Origin of the sequence: Clostridium sp. TF06-15AC (assembly GCF_003481165.1) — a bacterium.
Lineage (GTDB): Bacteria > Bacillota > Clostridia > Lachnospirales > Lachnospiraceae > Otoolea > Otoolea fessa.
The window spans coordinates 149625-171155 of record NZ_QUKS01000002.1 but is presented as its reverse complement, the minus strand read 5'-3'; the positions used below and the strand labels follow the sequence as shown (position 1 = coordinate 171155).

16 protein-coding genes are annotated in these 21531 nt (G+C 48.3%); 1 reads left to right on the top strand and 15 read right to left on the bottom strand.

From position 1 onward, the window contains the following. Positions 1-212 precede the first annotated feature (212 nt). The 5 genes from DXC57_RS05210 to DXC57_RS15660 form a co-directional block, all read right to left on the bottom strand. On the bottom strand, positions 213-1625 hold the full coding sequence (locus DXC57_RS05210; protein WP_002578945.1) for a relaxase/mobilization nuclease domain-containing protein: 1413 nt from the start codon (positions 1623-1625) through the stop codon (positions 213-215). 62 nt (positions 1626-1687) lie between these two features. Beyond that, entirely contained in the window at positions 1688-1972 is a 285-nt protein-coding gene (locus DXC57_RS05205; RefSeq protein ID WP_002578946.1) for a hypothetical protein, read from the bottom strand. 116 nt (positions 1973-2088) lie between these two features. Further along, positions 2089-2421: a plasmid mobilization relaxosome protein MobC gene (mobC, locus tag DXC57_RS05200; protein WP_002578947.1), complete on the bottom strand. Its 333-nt coding sequence runs from the start codon at positions 2419-2421 to the stop codon at positions 2089-2091. Continuing rightward, positions 2421-8123, bottom strand: a complete 5703-nt coding sequence (locus tag DXC57_RS05195) for an LPD11 domain-containing protein (RefSeq protein WP_279221088.1) — start codon at positions 8121-8123, stop codon at positions 2421-2423. Before DXC57_RS05195 ends, mobC begins: the two co-directional genes overlap by 1 nt. Before the next feature lie 1502 nt (positions 8124-9625). Then, positions 9626-9964 (bottom strand): TnpV protein, encoded by a 339-nt coding sequence (locus DXC57_RS15660; RefSeq protein ID WP_118199520.1) that lies wholly within the window; start codon positions 9962-9964, stop codon positions 9626-9628. A gap of 163 nt (positions 9965-10127) precedes the next feature. Here DXC57_RS15660 and DXC57_RS15655 point away from each other — a divergent pair, with 163 nt between their 5' ends. Further along, entirely contained in the window at positions 10128-10721 is a 594-nt protein-coding gene (locus tag DXC57_RS15655) for a hypothetical protein (protein ID WP_021386789.1), read from the top strand. 48 nt (positions 10722-10769) lie between these two features. Here the strand turns inward: DXC57_RS15655 and DXC57_RS05190 are convergent, their stop codons facing one another. From DXC57_RS05190 to DXC57_RS05145, 10 genes are all read right to left on the bottom strand, one after another. Beyond that, positions 10770-10976, bottom strand: a complete 207-nt coding sequence (locus tag DXC57_RS05190) for a transposon-transfer assisting family protein (protein WP_002578948.1) — start codon at positions 10974-10976, stop codon at positions 10770-10772. Then, positions 10973-11569, bottom strand: coding sequence for a YodL domain-containing protein (locus DXC57_RS05185; RefSeq protein ID WP_002304389.1), 597 nt, complete (start codon positions 11567-11569; stop codon positions 10973-10975). Before DXC57_RS05185 ends, DXC57_RS05190 begins: the two co-directional genes overlap by 4 nt. A gap of 13 nt (positions 11570-11582) precedes the next feature. Continuing rightward, complete coding sequence (locus tag DXC57_RS05180) at positions 11583-12428, bottom strand: LPD16 domain-containing protein (RefSeq protein ID WP_002304387.1); 846 nt, start codon at positions 12426-12428, stop codon at positions 11583-11585. Next, positions 12425-14500, bottom strand: a complete 2076-nt coding sequence (locus DXC57_RS05175; RefSeq protein ID WP_002578949.1) for a DNA topoisomerase 3 — start codon at positions 14498-14500, stop codon at positions 12425-12427. Before DXC57_RS05175 ends, DXC57_RS05180 begins: the two co-directional genes overlap by 4 nt. 177 nt (positions 14501-14677) lie before the next feature. Further along, on the bottom strand, positions 14678-15910 hold the full coding sequence (locus DXC57_RS05170) for an ATP-binding protein (RefSeq protein WP_117458726.1): 1233 nt from the start codon (positions 15908-15910) through the stop codon (positions 14678-14680). 151 nt (positions 15911-16061) lie between these two features. Continuing rightward, positions 16062-16745: a DUF4366 domain-containing protein gene (locus DXC57_RS05165; protein WP_002578950.1), complete on the bottom strand. Its 684-nt coding sequence runs from the start codon at positions 16743-16745 to the stop codon at positions 16062-16064. After that, positions 16735-16992, bottom strand: a complete 258-nt coding sequence (locus DXC57_RS05160; protein WP_002304378.1) for a DUF4315 family protein — start codon at positions 16990-16992, stop codon at positions 16735-16737. The genes DXC57_RS05165 and DXC57_RS05160 overlap by 11 nt, the downstream gene beginning before the upstream one ends. A 14-nt stretch (positions 16993-17006) precedes the next feature. Next, on the bottom strand, positions 17007-18743 hold the full coding sequence (locus DXC57_RS05155; protein WP_002304377.1) for a C40 family peptidase: 1737 nt from the start codon (positions 18741-18743) through the stop codon (positions 17007-17009). Between the two features lie 3 nt (positions 18744-18746). After that, positions 18747-21134, bottom strand: a complete 2388-nt coding sequence (locus DXC57_RS05150) for a VirB4-like conjugal transfer ATPase, CD1110 family (protein ID WP_002588967.1) — start codon at positions 21132-21134, stop codon at positions 18747-18749. Beyond that, positions 21094-21528 (bottom strand): PrgI family protein, encoded by a 435-nt coding sequence (locus DXC57_RS05145; RefSeq protein ID WP_002304375.1) that lies wholly within the window; start codon positions 21526-21528, stop codon positions 21094-21096. Before DXC57_RS05145 ends, DXC57_RS05150 begins: the two co-directional genes overlap by 41 nt. Between the last annotated feature and the right edge of the window lie 3 nt (positions 21529-21531).

The following is a 21531-nucleotide window of genomic DNA, read 5'->3' as shown; positions in this document are numbered from 1 at the left end:
CCTTCGGTGCAATCTTCGCAAATTTGCTTGTTGGGGAAGCATCCCCAATCCCCTTTGAACATCATCTGCCGATGATGGCTACACGATTTTCAATCGTTTCTCAAAGAACAGTAGAATAAAAATTTGCCCATGGTTGAAAGCACCGAAATCGAAAAGCAAAAAAGCAGCCACGATCCGCACCCTTTGGGGAGTGCAGACCGTGGCTTTTTGCTTTAACGGAAGTTCTTCTTTTCCTCTTTCTCTTTCTCTTTTTCCTGCTCTTTCTGCCTGTCGATATTCAAAATCGTTTCAACCGTCCGTTTGGCAATCAGCAGTTCTTCTTTCTCTTTTCTGATCTGACGGTACTCAGCGTAGTCCTGCTTTTTCTGGACTGCCAGCTGATGAAACTCCTCATACAATGATTGCATGGACGGGAGCTTTGTAATCTGCAATTCATCAAAGGCTTGCTTCGCCGCTTTATGAATTGTGATTTCCTGACGGTGTTCTTCAAAGAATTTTTTGCTATATCCAGACTTGCGGTACTCGATATAAATTTGCCTTGTGTTGCGATAATTTTTGATGTGCTGCTGCAACGCCTGAACCTCAACCATACGTTTCTCTGCGACCTTGATAGAATCAGAAAGCGCATCGAACCGGGCAGACAGATTTTCAATATGAGCAGTCAGATCGTCGTAGTTGCCCAAGCCTTTTTCTTTCAGTAGGATTACCGTTCGGGCAGCTTCTTTTCGGTTGAACTTCTTCGCCCACTTTTCATAACCGACCGTCTTGCCCTCGGCCATCTTTGCCTGAATATCAATCAGCATCTGGAACTGCTTCGGGGCAGGAGCCTTGGCAGAGCCGCCTTTTGATTTGTGCAGGTTCTTGCCGGAGATAACCGCTTGAATTTCCTCTTTGCTATATCCTTCGCCCAGGGAACGCAGCCGAATGAAACGCTTCTGATTCTCGCCCTTGAACGCAGGCTGCTTTCCATCCTTGAACTCAAATCCCATGTCAGCCAGAGCCTGAACAAAGCCATCAAAGCTCTTTGGTTTCTGCTTCAGCACCGCATCAATCGCATCACATAATTCGTCACGCTGGGTACGCTTCTTGGGATAAACAGTTCTTTTCTGGCGCTCCCGATACGGCTTCGGTGTAATAATGGACAGCCCGTGTTCCAGGCAAACCATATCACTGAGTCTTTGCACCGCCAGACCGGAAAGAAAGAAGTTTTTGAATTTCCGTGTGGCATCCAGCGAGGTCGAATTATAAATGATATGATTGTGAATGTGGGATTTGTCGATGTGGGTCGCAACGATGAAAGCGTGTTTTCCCTTTGTCCATCGCATCGCTGTTTCATAGCCGACTTGGTTCGCTTCTTCCGGGGTGATTTCTCCCGGCTTAAAGGACTGGCGTATCTGGTATGCGATGATATTGTTCTTCTGCTGTCTGCCGGTAATATGCTGATACTGCCGTTTGGAAAGCAGAAATTCCTCATCTGCTGTCTTTGGATCACACTCATAGGAACTGATAAATTCGCCATCATTGGTTTTTGCGGCATTTTGTGAGTAGTCGGTTCTGTCTGCCAAACATTGAGCGACCGTCTTTCCCTTATTCACATGGAGTGCAATCAATCTTGTCGCTGCCATTCCCATCACTTCCTTCCCAAAAAGAAAAAGCCACCGGTCGGTGACTTTTCTCTGATATTATCTTATGACCTGATAAATGCTCCCAGACTTTCTCCAATATTCTCGACTTTCATAACAGCCCAGACGAGCAAGAACACCGCTGCTATTGTCGCAATTCCAAGAACCACAAGAATAAGCAGGGACTGCCACAAAGCCTTTACAATGCAGTAAATCGCAGATCCGCCAATGACCAAGAGCAATAAACCAATTACATAGGACACAACATTTGTAAGCAGATTTCCAAGAATGCAAATCACTTTTACAACGAACAGCACCGGCAGTGCCAATATCTTCAATACCAGCTTCATAGGCTCAACCCCTTTCTTTTAATTATATTGTACAAGGGTATCTGCCATAACGCAATGATGTCAACCCTTATGTAAAAGCCGCAGCCGAAACTGCGACTTCCCAACAAGTTGTCGGATTACTGGATTGAGGACAGGCGAACAAGAACTTCTCTCATGTCCGTCCAGATCTCCTCCAGCCGTTTTTGCAAATCCTCAATGTCAGCACGATAGATGCTGCCTGTTTCGTTCGCTCGCTTTGCGTACTGGTTCAGGTTGTTGGAGCAGATTCGCAGGAGCGAAACCAGGGCTTTCACATCCTGCAAATCCAGTCTGATACAGTAACCATCCAGAGCCATTTTCCGCAGATAGGCTCCCATGCTGCGGATGCCAAGCTCGTCCATCTTCTCATGGATTCGCTCGACCTCCTCCTTGGATGCAAGGAAATGAACATCCTGATCTCGCTTTGCCATTACAACACCTCCTCACGGGTTTCAGAGTATTTTGCAGGCGGGATATGCTCCGCTTTGGATTTCAGATCATCCAACACAGAAGGACGCTCTGACTCGCTTCTTTCGTCACGATTTTCCACAGAGTCCTCCATATTCAGGGCTGCATCCAGTTCTGCCAGTCGCTGACTTTTGGCTGTCAGCTCTGCTTCCTGCGGGAACGGTTTTCCAACCTCCGCCTTGGCTGCTTCCTGCTGATTGTAGAGATTATTCAACTGCTCATTGGCTCGTTCTAAGCGCTCAAGGATGCCTGCAAGGGCATTGTCCAGTCGGGTGATATTTCCTCGTGCGTCCGTTCCAAGGGCTACTCTGTGGCTCACAGCGCCCTTCAGGGTCACATCGAACTCGTTCCGGAAACTGTCAAACGAAAGCTCCATCTGAAAGCCACGGTAACTGCCAAGAGGAACCGGATCGGCACTTTTCGTGTCCTTACAAGCCGCAAGGAGGATTTCACCGGCATCTGCCTTTTCGGTGTAGGCTTTGCCCATGATTTCCATGCCGCAAAAGCCATCGGCAATCTGCGGGTGTGCTTCCACGGTTTTAATATCAGCTTCAAAGCCATGAATATAGCCTGTCTGCTTTTCAATCTCAGCCGGGAAGTATTTCAGAAGCTTATCTTCCATACGGTACTGCTGGCTCTGGTGGTCAGCTTTCAGCACCTTCAGCCTTGCCACATCAATGTCCAAGTCCATCTTTTCCTTGATAAGCGGATTGCCGGCACACAGCGCCTTGATCTCCGCATAGGACAGCGCCTGCTCATCCACATCGTCACAGGAGCGAACCGGTGATTTGGAGGTCATAATCTGAGAAATAAACTTCTGCTTGTTTTCCAAGGTCTGATACAGGTAGGCATCGAAGGTTCCCTCGGTCACATACTGATACACCTGAACCTCTTTGTTCCGGTTGCCCTGACGGATGATACGACCGTTTCTCTGGGTCATATCAGACGGACGCCAACCCACATCCAAGTGGTGAACTGCCACCAATTTGTCCTGGACGTTGGTTCCTGCACCCATCTTTTGCGTACTGCCAAGAAGCACTCGCACCTGCCCGGTACGAACCTTGGCAAAGAGGTCTTTTTTCTTTGCCTCGGTATCTGCATCATGGATAAAGGCAACTTCTTCCGCAGGCACACCGTTTGCAATCAGCTTGGTTTTGACATCATCATAGACATTGAAGGTTCCATCATTTTTCGGTGTGCTAAGGTCGCAGAACACCAACTGGGTCAATTTGTCAGCCTGACCGTCCTGCCAGATACGCAGGATATTTCCCACGCAGGCATTGAGCTTGCTGTCAGGGTCATCGGGTAACAGGGTGTTCATTAGCCGCTGATCCAGTCCCAATTTTCGTCCGTCGCTGGTAATCTTGAGCATATTATCGACGGACGGGTCTACAATACCGGCATGAACATCTGCTGCTCTCTCTGAAAGGGAAGCCACCATATCCTTCTGGTACTCAGAGGGCTGAACCACAACCGTTTCAAACTTTGCTTCGGGAACAGGGAGATGCAACTGGTCAGAGGTCTTGATGTCGGCAACCTCCTTGAACATATTCATCAGTTCAGGCAGGTTGAAGAACTTCGCAAATCGGGTTCTGGCACGATAGCCGGTTCCCTCCGGTGCAAGCTCAATCGCAGTTGTTGTTTCTCCGAAGGTCGATGCCCAGGAATCAAAATGGGTCAGGTTCTTTTGCTGGAGCGTACTGTACTGGAGATAGCGCATGACCGTATAAAGCTCGGTCATCGAGTTACTTACTGGAGTACCGGTTGCAAAGATCACACCACGCCCGCCGGTCAGCTCATCCATATAGCGGCACTTCATAAACATATCCGAAGATTTCTGGGCTTCGGAGGTGGACAGACCTGCCACATTTCGCATTTTTGTGTAGAGGAACAAATTCTTGAACGCATGGCTTTCGTCCACAAACAGCCGGTCTACACCCAACTGCTCAAAGGTAATGACATCATCTTTCTTGTCAGCGGCAAGGAGCTTGTCCAGTCTGGCTTCCAATGATTTTCGTGTTTTCTCCATCTGCTTGATCGTGAAGTTTTCGCCACGCTGCCATTTCAGCTCCGCAATCGCACCCTCGATCTCATCAATCTGCTCCCGCAGCTGCCGTTCCTGTCGTTCGGCAGAAAGCGGGATTTTTTCAAACTGGCTGTGACCGATGATGACTGCATCATAGTCACCCGTTGCGATACGAGCGCAGAACTTCTTACGGTTTGCTGTTTCAAAATCCTTCTTGGTGGCAACAAGGAGCTTGGCACTCGGATAGAGGTGCAGGAACTCGTTTGCCCACTGTAAGGTCAAGTGATTCGGCACAACGAACAGGGATTTCTGGCTCAATCCAAGCCGTTTACTCTCCATAGCCGATGCAGCCATCTCGAAGGTCTTGCCCGCACCAACTTCGTGTGCAAGCAGCGTATTTCCACCATATAGCACATGAGCGATAGCATTTCTCTGGTGTTCACGGAGGGTAATATCCGGGTTCATGCCGCCGAAACGGATATGAGAGCCATCATACTCACGAGGTCTGGTGGAGTTAAAAAGTTCGTTGTACTTGGTGGAAAGGGTTTCTCGTCTGTGCGGATCTCTCCAAATCCAATCTCGGAACGCATCCTTGATTGCCTGCTGTTTCTGCTGTGCCAGGGTAGTTTCTTTTTTATTGAGGACACGCTTCTGCTTACCATCTGCATCTTCAATCGTATCATAGATACGAATATCCTTCAGATTCAGCGTTTCCTCCAGAATCCGATATGCGTTGGCTCGCTCTGTACCGTAGGTGACATACGCCGCCACATCGTTGTAGTTGGGAGAACTCTTACCGTTGATGCGCCACTCTGCGGTCAGCTCGGAGAACTTGACCTCAATGGAACGGCGCAAGTAATACGGCGTTTCAAAGGTTTCCTCCATGAACTGCTGAATATAATCGGCATCAATCCATGTTGCACCCAAACGCACATCAATCTCGGACGCATCCAAGTCCTTCGGCTGTGCTTTCTGCAAGGCTTCCACATTGATGTGGAAGGAAGAATCCCTGTCTGCCGCCATCTGTGCGACACGCAGCTTGCTTCTTACATCACCGGAAAGGTAATCATCGGCAGTCTGCCATCCAACTTCCACAGCATCGGGAGCCATCGGGTCTTTGAAGATCACCCCTCGAAGCTCTGCCTGAATCGCATCGTATTCTCCAGGTGTTCCAAGCAGCTGTGCCATAAACGGCAAATCCACCTTGCCACGCTCACCGATAGAGATTGCCAGAGCTTCGGACGGCGTATCCACGCTCGTCACTCTGCGTTCCGGCTTGATGGTTCGCTTGGTGAACATATCCGCCTTGCTTTTCAGATTGCCGTCCTCATCCACATTTTCCAGAGAACACAGGAGATAGTAGGAGGAATCGTCAGCAAATGCCTGACCATTGGCTCGATTATTGATAAGCCCGTTCTTTGCGGCAAACGCATCGTAGGCATCATTCAGTTCTGCCTGTTTCTGAGTAATCATTTCATCCGGGTAATCCTCAAGCTGATATTCGATCAGCTCGTTGACGATACCACGAAGTTCCACCATGCCCATCACACGGTCTTTTGCTTTCTCATTCAGGTCTACACGGCGCATCAGGGAGTTTTCACGGAAGTACACATTGCCATCCACCACGGTATAAGAGAAATTCTTTACATCCGGGGTTGCAGGAATGGTTTCGATTTCCTTACCCTTGTCAGCTTCGGGAAGCTCCACAGCCTGATAGGTTCCTTGGATGTGGGAAACTGCTTCTTTCAGAAGTTCGGACAGTTCCATGCCCTCAATGGGACGCACTGTAATGTCCATGCCGTAGGCGGTACTTTCTTCCACCGTATCGCCCAGAACCATTTCAGGATGAGCGACAAAGTAGCTGTTCATGGTGTGTCCTTCTTCGGTGCGGTCAAGGTTTACCCATTCCGGTACAATGTCAATCGGATGGTCACGCTTTTGCAGGAACAGGATGTCGGACACGACTTCCGTGCCTGCGTTTTTCTTAAAGGCATCGTTTGGCAGACGGATTGCACCAAGCAGTTCCGCCCTCTGCGCCATATATCGCCTTGCGTCAGAGTTCTTGGAATCCATGGTGTAACGGCTTGTCACAAAAGCGACCACACCACCGGGACGAACCTGATCCAAAGCCTTGGCAAAGAAATAGTTGTGAATGGAGAATCCCAGCTTGTCATACGGCTTGTCGGACACTTTGTAGTTGCCGAAAGGGACATTACCCACAGCCAGATCGTAAAAGTCTCGGCGGTCTGTCGTTTCAAAACCGGCTACTTTGATTTCTGCGTTGGGATAGAGCTTCTGAGCAATTCTGCCGGTGATGGAATCCAGTTCCACACCATACAAACGGCTGCTCTGCATTTCAGGAGGGAGCATACCAAAGAAGTTGCCGATACCCATAGCAGGCTCCAGAATATTTCCTGTTTCAAAGCCCATCTGTCCGACCGCATCGTAGATGGAGCGAATGACCGTAGGGCTGGTGTAATGTGCGTTCAGGGTGGAAGCTCTTGCCGCAGCATATTCATCTTCGGAAAGCAGGTTTTTCAGTGTCTGATACTCCTTCGCCCAATTTCCCTTGTCCGGGTCAAAGGCATCTGCCAGACCGCCCCAACCGACATAATTCGACAAAATCTCCTGTTCTTCGGTAGTGGCGTTCCTGTTCTCGCTTTCCAGTTTGAACAGAGTTTCAATGGCTGCGATGTTTCTTGCGAATTTCTGCTTCGGTCCACCTTCACCGATGTTGTCATCCGTGATGTGGAAGTTCACCGCAGGAACAGGTGGGATTTCTCTGGTGGTGATGGACTGCTCAAGCTGAGCGATAATGTCCATGACTTCGGCATTCTGCCATCCGTCCACCTGGGCATAATCCTGAATGATGGTGTCCTTTCCATCTACGCACTGTACGAAGTCCAGACTACCCGGCAGATCTCTGGTATTCATTGCACCCAGGGCTTTTCTCTGCGTGTCAGGAAGTGCATAGTAGGCTCGCAGGGCATCATCAAAGGAACTGTATTCCTTGATGTCCAGCGCACCCCGCTTCTGAATGTCCTCGGCAACATAAAAATGATCGATGAAGTGTTCCGGTTCCTGCTGTTCGGGTTCCGCACTGGCTCTGACCTGTGCGTGTGCCTTTTCGTCAGGGTAGTCCCCATAGATACGGATGCACTTATGCTCCTGCTGATCGTAAACGGCAGCACCATCGTACTTGAATCCGTCATCCTCCATGGTTCCGTCCACATAGCCCTGGGCAGCTTTTTCCGCTTCTTCCAGAGTGTAGTAGTCCAGTTTATCATCGAAGCCGTTTTCAAAGTGATGGTAGGCGGCAACCAGATAGCGGGGAGCCATGCGCTCCTCGTAGCTGTTAATCATCTCAGGTGTCAGCCATTCTGGTTTGTCGGGAATCATTTCATACAGCTCACGCATCTTGGCAATCTGTGCATGGCGGTTGCCTGCCCACAGATGCTTTTCGCTGTGCTGTCCTGCACCAAGGAAGTATTCGCAGTCCATACGCAGACGGTCTAACAGCTGATACTCAGGGGTGTAGTCCCTCGGTTCGGTTTTGCCCAGAAAATCCTCTGTAACGGGCTTTTCTTCGGTTTGGGCATCAACCCTTACCGCATGGTTTCTTTCGTCCTGAGAGAGCATACGCTCGAAATTCTCACGATTCTCGGCACGGAAGATGGGATAAGCAAGCGTAGGGTCACGCAGCTGAACTTCTCTGTCCGTGATCTGCTCCACACGGAAAGCTGTATCGTCCAGATATACCGTGTCACCGACCTGATAATTCCATTTCGGTTCCTCGGAAGCAGATGCTTCCACAACTTCGGCAGGCTCTGCCACAGGCGCTTCTGGCTGAACCGACTCCATCGCAGCTACGGACTGACGAACTTCCTCCAAATAGTCATTGGCAAGCCATTCGTCCGTGAAGTATTCCGTAACGCCTTCCGGGTCTACATAGTAGTCATCGGTCTGATTATCCCAGATCGCATACTCGCCATCCTCGGTATCAATCACTGCGAAACGGTCATAAACATCTTCCAACGGATCAGTTTTAGCTTCTTCGATAGCCTGTCGTTCCGCTTCTTCCTCCGGGCTGAGGTAGCGTCCCTTTCGTATCAGACCGTCGATTCTCTGCACCACCTGCGCCCAGGACATCTGCAATTTATCGCAACCGCTCTTGGTGTAAGCAACACCCTTGGCATCGTGATCCTGACCGCTGTGCGTTGCACCAGAGCAGGCATGGGAATGACCACCGGTTCCGTATTCATGCTTCAGGAAGTCCATCTTTTCCTTGGCAGAATGATTCTCCTGCCAGTAGTTATAAATACGGGCTTTACCACCGGAAAAGCCGCTTCCACGGGTCAAGTCTGCATTGACTTCATCATCCGTAATGAACTGGCGGACAAGGGGCATCTGCATCATATCGGTCTGATACTCACGCAAAGGCATATTCAACTCATACAGCTGTTTCTGAATGAGATTCAGCTTGTGATAGTGAAAACGAAGCAGATCGGGATTTTCCGCAAGGGTTTTTCTAAATTCCGAATACTGCTGTACCAAGGTTGCGTGGAAACGAGGGTCATCCAACTTTTCAGCCAAGTCTGCGGTTTCGTCAGGGAAACCACGAAACGGTTCCTGATGAAGAATTGCCAGATAGTTGCTGGAACGGGCTTCTTCACTCAAATCGTGATAAAGATGCCACAGGGATTCTGCCAACTTCTGACGCTCATATCCGGATGCTTCTACCAGTTCCACATTAGTTGCGAACCGACCATTTTCAAGCAGTTCTCCAATGCGCTCGGCAACCGTTTCCCAAGAAACGATCTGCGCTCTGGGGCTGTCAATGGCAGAGGAACCTTTGGCAAGGTGGATACCGTCCTCGGCATACCACGCACAGATATTCCCGCTATCTTCTTTCAGACCATAGCCGCCGTGATAGACCTGCTTTAAGGTCTGAACGATTTCTTCCAACGGCTTCTGCTTCATATATTCCAGCGCTACGACTTTTCGGGCTTCATCGGTATTGCTACCAAGCAGAAGGAAGTGGTCGATTTCTTCCTGGGCAAAAGAAAAAGCAGAGGGCGTAAAGCTCTCTGCTCGGTCGATAAAACTGATTTGTTCATTTTCGGAGAGGAAAAGGTTCAGACTCAGCTGTTGATAAGCTCCGTCATCACGACTTCCTCCGCCTGTGCTTTCAGGCTGTTCATGTGCTGCACCCACGCCATCTGCTGCGTTTCCTTGTCCGGTGCGGGGCTGTCCTTCAGGTACTGCTCCATCAGAAACTCCACTCTGGCTTTCGCTGTTTCCTCGATCTCCCACAGGTGCGGGAACAGGCTCTCCGTCAGAATCATGTCGTTCAGGAGCATCGGATTGTTCTGTTCCAAAAATGCTCGACGCATCCTGCCGTACTTGCCCAGAGGTTTCTCTCCCTCGTTCTCCAACTGAAGGTTCGGAATCTGATAATCTCCGGCCTGTCTGTAAGTCATCTCGCTCATAATCTGTACTCCTTTCGGTAGCTTTAATCTGCTCATGTTCTCCAATCGCTTTTTCGATTTCCTGAAACATCCTTGTGCTGATGGCATTCACCGCAGTACCAAGGGCATTTACCGTCTGTCTGGTGTTAAAATCAAACACCTTCTGGAAATCCTCATGCTCGAAGTAGTTGTCGGGACTTTCCACGAACCGGCAATACATCGTATAGGATACGCTGTTTGCCACCGCATTTTTGAAAGCTACTTCGATGTTGAGTTCATCATACTCCTCAAGGAAGCTGTTGGCAACGATGTCGAGGAACTGCTTTTTGTAATCGTCCCAATACTCAGCCGCCAGTGCGGATGCAATATCTTCAAGCTGTGCTTCCAGTACCCCGTCAGCGGCAACACCGAAGGTACGCTCCATCGCTTCCATGACATAGGAGCGGTTTTCAGGCGTCACCTCCCACGGTTTCAGTTCCGGGGAAGAACGGCGAACGCCGGTATCCGCCACATCAAACACATAGCGCAGATACGGTTTATCCCTGTTCATCACAAACAGAGCAATGCCGGTAGAGCCACGCTTTACATATCTGCGGTAATTTTCAGCGTTCCAGTCCTCATAGGGCTTGCAAAAGGTCGCATTGGGGCGCTGAGCATAAATCATCACCTGTTCCGGATAGGTGAACTCATAGTTGCGGGACATCGTTCTCAAAAACGAAGTCCAGTTATCTGTGTTCGAGGTGATTTTCCCAATCGTTTCTTTTGCTAATCCGGAATAAAATCGCTCTTTTGCGTTCATTGTATCCCTCCAATCCTATCAATCCGGATAAAGGTTCAGCTTCTCAAAGGCGGCATCGTCCATGGCTGAAACTTTACGGAGAACCGAGTCTGCCAAAGCAAAAAGCTCTGACTCGTCCTCCGAAAGCTGTTCCTTCATCAGTGTCAGTGCTTCACACAGCCCTGACCTTGTGCCAGGGCTGTAAAGCATCATCATGTTCCGCTCATCCTGTGTGAAATCCATCATTCAATCTCCCTTTCCGGGTGGCTCTTGGGCGGCTTATGGGAAACATCCGGCACGGGCTTTTCCTTTAACTGCTCCAACACCGAAGGACGTTCCTCTAATCCGGACGCTTTTCCGTTATTGATGATACCGTCAATCATCCCATAATCATCTTCCATTGCCATCTCTGCGTTTTTCAGGTAGTTTTCGGACTTCATAAAGTTTTCCAGCTTCTGAAACCCAACAGAATCTACATAGTGAAAGGATACCTCACCGACTACCTTTAAGGCTACGATGTCGCTGACCGACATACTGTGACCACGGAAATCATCCGGGTGGTCAATATTGAACTTTACATACAAATCTTCCAGCTGCCGATTCACATCCTCGGACATAGAAATGGAGCCATGATAGACCACCTCGTAACGGTCAATCTCAGGCTCCATTTCTTTCTTCTGAAGGTAGCTGTAATTTGCAAACATGAGCGGGATATTATCGTCTACATCTTCCCGCAGCTGAAGAATCGCATAGGAATCCGTGGGGCTTTCCAGAAAAGCAACCATTCTGTCATCCGGGGTGGTATTTCCGTGAACATCATCCCATTTTTCGTTTTTCATATCCGTGTCCTCCTTATCGTTCAGGCTCTTTGCGTTTGGGAGAGGGACTGGCAGGCGCAGCTTTTTCTGCGGCCTGTGCCAGTTTTTCCATGACCGACTCACGCTTCGGAGAGTCGAGCTTATCCAGCTGACTTTTCAGCACTTTGGCAACCTCAACCGCAGTTTCCTCACGGGCTTCTTCAATGGCTGTATTCAGGAACTCACGATACGGAGCCGTATTACCAGCGGCAAGATCTGCCTTGATTTCTTGGATATGCGCCTGCACATCATCGACCTGATCCATATATTCATAGGGGTCGAAGTTCTCTGCAAAACGGTCGAGCTTAAAAGCAAGCTCAGCGATAGGGTCATTGACCACCACCGCCTGTCTGCCGACTTCAAAAGCCTGCTCCATGACATCCTCATAGAACATTGCCCGCAGTTCCCGGCGCTCCAGCCCGAAGGATTCCAGAATATCCCGGCGGACTTCGAGCATGGACAGTTCAGGGTTATCAACCTGACCGCCATCAATCTCGTTGTAGTTTTCATCCAACAGGGTGTAGTCGTAACCATCTTCGCAGGTCTGCACCGCAAGGATTCTATCCTTTCCGACCTTCCATGCGGCTTCATCGCCCATAATCTCAGGCTCCGGCATATAGCTTGCGCCGTTGCGCTCCATAATTTCTGCAAACTGGCAGATATGAAACACATTGTATCCGATCTGCGTATGATACTCGTCAATGAAGGTGCAGGGCTTCACAACCATTTCATCCGGGTAGTGAATCTGCACACAGCTGCCATCGGGGATATGAAACAAATCCTTATAATGGCTGTCGATAAATCGGATTTCCTTACCATCCGGGTTGTACTCATTTGTCATTTGCGCTTTCCTCCATTTTCAAATTCCATACTGAACTTCGTTTTGCCATCATCTGATACCTCCATAAAGACGGTGGCATCAAAGGTGTTGCCCGTTCTTTCGGACTTGCAATTCTTGAGCTTTACCTTGCCGGAACCAAGCAATTTCTGCGCCGTGGCAGAAGTCATGCTCTTGCCGATGCTCGCAAAGTAGCGATTGTTTTTCCAGAGGGCAAATTTGCAAGCTCTGTTGGAACAGAAAAATGCCTTGGCTTTGTCCTCTACAGCACTGCCGCAGAGCGGGCATTTGCCGATAGAATTGGCTTCTTTCGACATCATAACCTCGGAATCACGGATTACTTCATAGTTCTGAATCAGACCGGCAATCACATCTTTGATCTCGTCCATAAAGTCCTCGCTGGCATATTCGCCTTTCTCAATGAGCAACAATTTTTCTTCCCAATCCGCCGTCATGGATGGGGACTGAATCTGTTCCGGCATGACTGTTACCAGAGCCGTACCCTTGTGGGTCGGAATCAGGTGTTTGGTTTTCTTATCACCCTTACGCTCCAGAAAACCGATGCGAACCAGCTTCTCAATGATACCGGCACGGGTCGCAGGCGTTCCCAAACCTTTGCGCTCCACCTCATCAGGCATTTCGTCCGCACCGGCAGTTTCCATAGCAGAAAGCAGAGTATCCTCGGTAAAGTGTTTAGGGGGAGATGTTTTCCCTTCCTTGATTTCCGTGCCGCTGACGGTCATTTCGTCACCAACGGAAACAGAAGGGAGTGTCTGCACGTTTTCGTCGGATTTTGTCGAATCATTTTTCTGAACCAGAGCTTTCCATCCATCCTGCACAACAGTTTTGCCTTTGGTGGAAAACACGGTACCGCCACAGTCCAGCTCAATAACTGTCTCTGCGTATCGGTGCGGATCGCCAACAGCTACGCACAACCGATTCGAGATCAGTTGCAAAATTGCAAGTTCACCCTTGGGAAGTTCGCTCAGATTGCATTTCTGCAATTCTCTGGTCGGAATGATGGCATGGTGATCTGTGACCTTTTTGTTATTCACAACCTGCTCTGCATGAACTGGTATGTTATCCACATCCTCCACGGGGAATGTGTGGAAAGCCAGCTTTACGAGGTCGGTCAGGCTATGTGCCATATCTTCCGTCAGAAACCTGCTGTCGGTACGGGGATAAGTGACCAGTTTCTTTTCATAGAGGTTCTGCGTGTAGTCCAAGGTCTGCTGTGCCGTGTAGCCAAGCACACGGTTGGCTTCTCTCTGTAAACTGGTCAGGTCATAGAGCGCAGGCGGCTTTTCTGTTTTCTCCTTACATTCAGCTTTCTGAACGATTGCCACCGAACAGCTTTGTTTGACAGCTTCGGCTGCTGCCTTGGTTTTGAAGCGTTCGCTTGCAGCCGTAAAACCATCCAATCCAATCTGAACTGTGTAGAACAGTTCAGGCTTGAATGCGGAAATGGCAGCTTCTCGCATAACAGCCATAGCAAGGGTAGGGGTCATAACACGACCAACATTCAGGGTCTGCCCGTAAAGGGTCGAAAAAAGTCGAGTAGCGTTAATACCAACAATCCAGTCGGCTCGTTCTCGACACAGTGCTGCTTCATACAAAGCATCATATTCCGTTCCAGACCTGAGATTTTCAAAGCCCTCCTTGATTGCTACATCTTCCATCGAGGAAATCCAAAGCCGCTCAAACGGCTTTCTGCACCCGGCTTTGTGGTACACCAACCGAAAGATCAGCTCGCCCTCACGACCGGCATCTGTTGCACACACAAGACTCGCAACATCTTCTCTGGCCATGAGCTTTTTCAGAATCCCAAACTGTTTTTTCGTACCGGCAGAAACCTCATACTGCCAGTCCATCGGGAAGATAGGAAGGTCTGCATAAGCCCATTTGCTGTACTTCGCATCATAGACTTCCGGCTGTGCCAGCTCCACCAAATGCCCTACACACCAGCTGACCACATATCCGTTTCCCTCTAAGTAGCCATCCTCACGCTTGGCAGCACCTAACACTTTGGCAATACTCTGTGCAACCGAAGGCTTTTCAGCCAAAACTAATTTCATTTGCATCTGCTCCTTTCACAAAAAAATAAGCAGCCACACACCGTAGTGCATGACTGCTATGTAAAAAGTTCGGAAAGGATTTTTGCAACCTGATACAATTTTCTGTTCTACAATCTCCGTCATAATAAAAATATCTCCATCATTTCAAAAGAGAATGACGGAGATATTTCACCTTGCTTATTCTTGTAGCAACCAATCGGCTATATCGTGAATTTCGATTCCTTCATAGCTATATTGGGGATGTTTGGTTCTGGCAATAATCATTTTCGGATAAGCGTCTCGAATCTGAAGCAGAGGAGAGCATTCTCTCTCAAATGTTTCCTGCCCGGAAATGTTGTCGCTGACCTGAATATAAATCTTTTCGCTACCTCTCTGAGCAACAAAGTCGATTTCCTTTTGATAGAGCTTGCCGACATAGACATCATATCCACGGCGAAGAAGCTCGATACAAACAACGTTTTCATATACTCTGCCATAGTCTATATTTCTGCTTCCCAGTATTGCATATCGAATACCGCTGTCACACAAATAGAACTTTTCAGAGCTTTCAAGGTATTTCTTACCTCGGATGTCATATCTCTTAATATCATAAAATACAAAAGCATTGCACAAATACTTAATGTACTTGCCGACGGTTACATGATTGGTTGGAGTCTCATTTGCTGTCAGTAGCTGACTGACCTTATTCGGAGAAGTCAGGTTGCTGATATTATCCATAAGGAACTCGCTCAGACGTTGTAAAACCAAAGTGTCCGGGAGAGTATATTTCTGTACCAAATCCCTTGTAACAATCGTTTCGTAGACCTCTTTGATATAGTTTGTTCTGTCTTTTTCGGTTCTATAAGCATAGGAACCTGCTAAACCGCCCTTGATAGCGTACTCATCAAAGAGCTTATCTTTGTCACTAATATCATCATAATACTGGCAATATTCCTGGAAGCTGAAAGGAAACACATGAATTTCAATATAGCGTCCGGTAAACAGAGTTGCCAGATCTGCACTCAACAGGAAAGCATTAGAGCCTGTTACATAGATGTCGTATTTTCCCTTAGAGTACAGGCTATTGATTGCCAACTCAAACTTGGGACACATCTGAACCTCGTCTACAAACAGGTAGTTCGTTTTTCCTTCCTGATAATGTTCTTCCACATAGGCGTGTAAGGCATGGTATTCCTTGATTTCTTCATACGCCAAATCCATGAAGTCGATGAAGATAATATTGATGTTTTCAAAATTGCTTTTCAGATACGCAATATACGCCTGCATCAATTTGGACTTACCAGATCGACGAATGCCCGTGATGATCTTGATGTCAGGAGTACCATTCAGTTCAATGATTCTATCGAGATATTTTGCTCTCGTGATTGTTTTCATATAGTCACCCGCTTTCAAAAATTGAAATTTTTTCATTTCTCGAAACCGCTTCGCTGTACTTATTATACTGTCTGCTAATAGTATATGCAAGATGTCACTTTCAAAAACGCAAATTTTTTTATTTTTTGAAAGCGGAAACTATGTAAAGGCAACCCGAAGGCTGCCCCAGGCATCAAGCCTATCCTGTTTACACAGGTTCATTATCATCTTCATCGACGGAGCTATCTTCATCGTCGTCCTCAAACTCCGGATCGTACCCATAGTCCTCGTCATCGTCCACATAATCAGCATCTGGGTCAGGCTTTGCCGCTTCCTGTGCCTTCTTCTTTTCCTGGACTTTCTTAAATACGAAGAATCCACCACCACAGGCAAGCACAATCAGAGTAAGAATCGCCGGGAGCATATTTGTGGATTTCGGCTTTTCCTCCGGTGTCGGTTCTGTAATTTCAGGAACTGTTTCAACTACTTCCGGCTTTGTTTCCTCAACCGGCTTGGTGAACTCTGCAACTTCTTCCTCGTCCATCAGCTTGAGCAGGTCGGCTTCATCCACCTGATTCAGAAAATGCACGGTTTCCTCGCCCTTATCATCACGGTCAATGATGATATAGAAGTAGTTTCCGTTTTTGGTTACAGCGGTAATGAACTGCTTTCCGCTTTTCGTAGGCGAGCCAGCGTCATCAACCAAAGTCAGATTGCCGTCGGGAGTAAGCGGTAGCATCGGCTCCTCCGGCTCTGTTTCGGGAACTTTTTCTTCGACCGCAGGTTCTTCAGTCGCTACGCTTTCATCTACATAGGCAAATGCCGTTGTAGAAAACACGCCAAAACACATTGCACACGCCAGCAATGCGGCTCCAATTTTCTTAAATCTCATTCTGCGTTTCCTCCTCATTCATAGTATTGATCGTATCAGGCTTCGGAGCCATATCCGCAGCAAACATACGGAGCAGCTCGGAAAGCTGTTCGGGATTCAGGTTCGCAGCATGAACCATCTCATGGATTTCGGAATTTTCCTCCTCACGGTATCTGCGTTCCAGGTCTTTCACCTTAGCATCCCATTCTGCCCGTTTCTTACGGGCTTTTTCAAGGTCTGCACCTATTCTGTCTAACTTGGCACTCAATCGCCATCCCTCCTTTAGTTTCTGATTCTGCCGAAGCAGTAAAAATGCTGTTGCCAGTAATTCGATTCGATAGAAGCGTAGGAAATGGGGTTTCCGCAGTGGATCATCATACCATTGCCAACATAGATACCAACGTGTGATGCACCGGAGGTATCATAAGTGCCTTGGAAGAAAATCAAATCTCCCGGTTTGGCAGAGCTTTTCGGGATAATGTCGCATACGCCCATCAAACCGTTTGCGGTCAAACGACCAACACTCCAACCGTTTCCGCAGTGATTGATTACATAGGAAACAAATCCGGAGCAGTCAAAGGAGGTAGACGGGCTGCTGCCGCCCCACACATACGGGTATCCCAGATATTTTTCAGCTTCCCGAATCATATTGGCAAATCTTGTGTCTGTCAGCGCTTCGCCCGGAATATCATAATCGGTGTACTCGCCGCCAGGGGTGGCGTAAATGTCATTTCCGAAAATATCCGGTCTGTTGCCCCTTGTCTGAAGCAAAATTCTATATCGCTCCATATCATCTTCCGACAAGCCGGAATTTGAAATCACACTGTTCAAGCCCTTATTTCTGAGCTTCACATTCAGAATATAATATTCGTAATCTTCTTCCTCTGTTGTTGTCTCTCCCGTTTCGGGATCAGTAGAAGATGTTGTTCGTGTACGAATCTCTACTACTTCCGTCAGGGTCAGCTCATATTGTTGCTCAAATAGCCATTGCAGGGTAGCCTGCACCTCATCTCTGGTGTAATCCTCAAACTTCACCGTCAAATACGCCGCCAGCTCATAAGGATTGTGGTTGATTTCATCAAGGTCATACCGGTACTCGTCATATCCGCTATGAGTACGCTCGATATTATTGATTTTATTGCGGAGCGCAGCTTCCAAAGCCTTGTAATCATTGTCCGCACCAATAATATCTTCCTCTTTTGCAGTAAAAGAAGTTCCCAGAATGATCTGTGTGCCGCCTTGGAACATAGCCGAACAAGACGAGAACATCCCTGAGAGTATCATAAAAAGCAGTCCGGCAATCAAAACAAACAGAATCGTTTTAGAGTGTGTGGTGCAGAACTCCGTTACTCTTTCTGTGATGTTCTTGGCTCCCTGAGCTGCTTTGCCCGTTGCCTTGCCTGCACCCTTAGATGCAGAAGCCGTTGTCGAAGCGGTATTCTTACCGGCTTTGGCGGCAGCATATTCTTTCTTGATTGCCCTTTTCTGTTGCCAACGGGAAAAGGGATTGGAACCGGCATCGGGGTTGTCCTTTTTGAACTTCTCATACAGGGCATTTACATTTGCTTTATCTGACTTCTCAACCAGCTTTTCCGCCTTGTCGTAGGCTTTCAGCTTGTGACTGTAAACGGCATGATCGACGGTATAGACAGTGGATTCAACAGCCTTGGTCGTTTCCTGCACAGCCTGAACGCCGATATTATCATCCTCATATTCTGACACCGCCCGATGTGCTTTGGATGTGAGCGTGACTGCGGCACCACGGCTTGCCATGTGCTTTGCCACAGATGGGCGCTCGATTTCCGTAAACTCCGCTTTTTCAAAACGGAGCTTTGCTTTACGGGAACCGGCTGCATCTGTTTCCAGCTTTAGCTTCGGCTTTGCCTTTTTAGAAGCCAATTTGTCTGCCGCTTTTTCAGCCCTATCAACCGCCTTATCTGCACGGTCGGCAGCTTTCTTCACATGAGAATCTGCAAGGTCATCTTCGGTAAAACGGAGTCGTGTAGGTCTTTTCGCCATACATTACGCCTCCTTTTCCTGTGCCACCTCGTTTAACTTCGTGGTCATAATGCGATACAGTTCCAGATCTGTCGGGAATCGGTCAATGAACGGCAGAATCACATTGCCATAGAACAGAAGTCCTTCGCCCTCACCGGAGTTGGTTACATAGGACAGCTGATGCGGCGAAATGTTCAACCGCTGTGCCAGAATACTTCGGTCATCGCTTGCCTGATTCAGCATATAGATGAAATCAGAGTTTTCGAGGATGTTGGCAATCTCCGGGGAACGAAGCAGGTCTTTGACATTCTGAGTAATACCGGTCGGCAAGCCGCCCCATTTACGGAATCGCTTCCAGATTTCTACGGAATAGGTTGCCGTCTGTTCTTCCTTCAGAAGCAGATGGAACTCGTCAATATAATATCTGGTCGATTTACCGGCAGAACGGTTGGCAGTTACACGCCCCCAGACCTGATCCTGAACGATCAGCATACCGATTTTTTTCAGCTGATTGCCCAGCTCCTTAATGTCGAAGCACACCAGACGATTCTGAATATCCACATTGGTTCTGTTGTTAAACAGTTTCAGAGAACCCTTAACATAGATTTCCAAGGCGGTCGCTACATGGTGGGCTTCCTTTTCGTCCTGTTTCAGAAGGGCATCATACAAATCCTCAAGGATCGGCATATTCTCAGGGGCAGGATTGTCGAAATATCTCTGGTAAATCTGATGCACACAACGGTCGATAACCGTCTTTTCGATAGGCTGCAAGCCATCCTTACTGCCCATAATCAACTCACAGAGGGACAGGATAAAATCAGCTTTCAGTGCTACCGGGTTGTCATCCTCAGAGTAGTTCAGGTTGATGTCCATAGGGTTGATATAGTTGGTACTGGAGGAGCTGATTTTTACCACCTGACCATTGAACTTGTGAACCAGAGCCGCATATTCCGCTTCGGGGTCGCAGATGATAATATCGTCATCCGTAACCAGGAACGCATTGGTGATTTCACGCTTTGCGGAAAAGGATTTACCGGAACCGGGAGTACCCAGAATCAGTCCGTTGGGGTTCTTGAGCTTCTTTCTGTCCACCATGATAAGGTTGTTCGACAGAGCATTCAGCCCGTAATAGAGCGTTTCTCCACCATTCTGGAACAGCTCCTGCGTGGTGAAAGGCACAAAAATAGCCGTGGAACTGGTAGTCAGGCCACGACGAATCTCAATCAGGTTTTGTGCCAAAGGCAGGCTGCTCATCAGTCCGGATTCCTGCTGAAAATCCAAACGACGCAGATTGCAGTTATGCTTCTGGGCGATGCTCTGTGCCTGGAACACATTGTTCTCCAGTTCCTGCTCGGTGCGCCCGGTGTTCAGCACCAGAAATGTCACCATGAACATTCGCTCATTCTGGCTCTGCAATTCTTTCAGAAGTGACTTCGCATCTTTACCATAGGTAGCAAGGTCAGATGGGATAATGTCCATGTCATAGCCAGAACGCACAGCCTTTTTCTGTTCCTCGATTTTGGAACGGTCAAGCTCGGTGATGATTCTCTTGATGGTCTTAATCGCCGCAGTCTGGTCAACCGACTGGATGTGCATGGTCACGATCTGCGTGGATTCCATATCCAGAAAATCCGCCAGCATACGATCAGACAGGTCTGATGCCGTAATTGCCAGATAAGACATCGAACCGAAGATACTGCCCATCTGGAAGGTGCGGTTGGTCTTAAAGGCAAACGCCGTCGGAGCAATGAAGTCCTTTACGGACAGCCCGGATTCCACAAGATACTTCCAATCGAAGAAGAACTTATCATTATCACCCATGTGGAACATAGAGTGCATCAGATGCAGCCGCTCTTTGCCGTTCATGGTAGTGGCAATGACACCCAAACGCCGAAAGTTATTGAGCAGATCGTTTTCGATATGGTTGAGTCTCGGCTTTGCCTGCCGCATGGATTCGGCTTCAATGCCGAATGTCAGGTACTTGGTTTTGGTCAAGCCGTTGTTGCCCTGCGCCAACTGCTTTTTCAGCATCTGGCTATACTCGGCACGGACGGGATTGAAGCTGTCCTTCTTGAACGGGATACGGATACTCTTTTCAAAGCTTTCAGCATCGGTACTCAGGTTCATAAAGGAAAGCTCAAAGTGAATGGAGCTGTCAAAGAAATTCAGGAAACTGCACCACTCATCGAAGATGGCAGTCTTATCTTCCTGCTGTGCCAGCTGATAGTTGATGTCCTGAAACTGAATGGTCTTGGTGTAATAACTGTCAGTGACACGGCAGATGCCATCCGGGAACATTCTCTGAAAGGGAATGGACTGCTGTGCAGTCTGCGGAATACCGTTGTCCTTCTTTGCCCGTTCCACAACAGCTTTAATTTCTCGCTGCTGCTTCCGATTCAGATTTGCAGGCATTTTGATGTTTCTTGCCTGTGGCTTCTTTTTGAAAAACAATTCGTTCAACCTCCTTTTCCAGTTTGTACTGACGCATCAAAGCGTCATAATAGTTGTCCGTCTGATAAGGGCGAACCTTGGGACGAACGAATTTGGTCTGAATGAAGTGTTCTACAACCACTTCCAACGGCTGACTATCCTTTTCATACATTGCCAGAAAGAACAACGGTAACATGACGATCATCATGGACAGTGCTGCAAGGCTCACATTTCCGGTTGCTTTGACCAGAAAGAAAATCGGCACTCCGATGAGCGCCGCCGCACCAAAGCAAAGTAACTGCCGTTTCGTCAGATTGAAGAACACTTTTGTTTTTACCCTCGTCAGGTCACGAGGTACGGGAATATACGCTGCCAAACA

What these genes read in the sequence shown, in the direction of transcription:
- DXC57_RS05185 (WP_002304389.1), bottom strand. Translation starts at nt 11,569, where the DNA reads ATGAAAAACGAAAAATGGGATGATGTTCACGGAAATACCACCCCGGAT.
- DXC57_RS05205 (WP_002578946.1), bottom strand. Translation starts at nt 1,972, where the DNA reads ATGAAGCTGGTATTGAAGATATTGGCACTGCCGGTGCTGTTCGTTGTA.
- DXC57_RS05170 (WP_117458726.1), bottom strand. Translation starts at nt 15,910, where the DNA reads ATGAAAAAATTTCAATTTTTGAAAGCGGGTGACTATATGAAAACAATC.
- DXC57_RS15655 (WP_021386789.1), top strand. Translation starts at nt 10,128, where the DNA reads ATGCTCGAAGTAGTTGTCGGGACTTTCCACGAACCGGCAATACATCGT.
- DXC57_RS05190 (WP_002578948.1), bottom strand. Translation starts at nt 10,976, where the DNA reads ATGATGGATTTCACACAGGATGAGCGGAACATGATGATGCTTTACAGC.
- DXC57_RS15660 (WP_118199520.1), bottom strand. Translation starts at nt 9,964, where the DNA reads ATGACTTACAGACAGGCCGGAGATTATCAGATTCCGAACCTTCAGTTG.
- DXC57_RS05165 (WP_002578950.1), bottom strand. Translation starts at nt 16,745, where the DNA reads ATGAGATTTAAGAAAATTGGAGCCGCATTGCTGGCGTGTGCAATGTGT.
- DXC57_RS05155 (WP_002304377.1), bottom strand. Translation starts at nt 18,743, where the DNA reads ATGGCGAAAAGACCTACACGACTCCGTTTTACCGAAGATGACCTTGCA.
- DXC57_RS05195 (WP_279221088.1), bottom strand. Translation starts at nt 8,123, where the DNA reads ATGCTCTCTCAGGACGAAAGAAACCATGCGGTAAGGGTTGATGCCCAA.
- DXC57_RS05210 (WP_002578945.1), bottom strand. Translation starts at nt 1,625, where the DNA reads ATGGCAGCGACAAGATTGATTGCACTCCATGTGAATAAGGGAAAGACG.
- DXC57_RS05175 (WP_002578949.1), bottom strand. Translation starts at nt 14,500, where the DNA reads ATGAAATTAGTTTTGGCTGAAAAGCCTTCGGTTGCACAGAGTATTGCC.
- mobC (WP_002578947.1), bottom strand. Translation starts at nt 2,421, where the DNA reads ATGGCAAAGCGAGATCAGGATGTTCATTTCCTTGCATCCAAGGAGGAG.
- DXC57_RS05150 (WP_002588967.1), bottom strand. Translation starts at nt 21,134, where the DNA reads ATGCCTGCAAATCTGAATCGGAAGCAGCAGCGAGAAATTAAAGCTGTT.
- DXC57_RS05180 (WP_002304387.1), bottom strand. Translation starts at nt 12,428, where the DNA reads ATGACAAATGAGTACAACCCGGATGGTAAGGAAATCCGATTTATCGAC.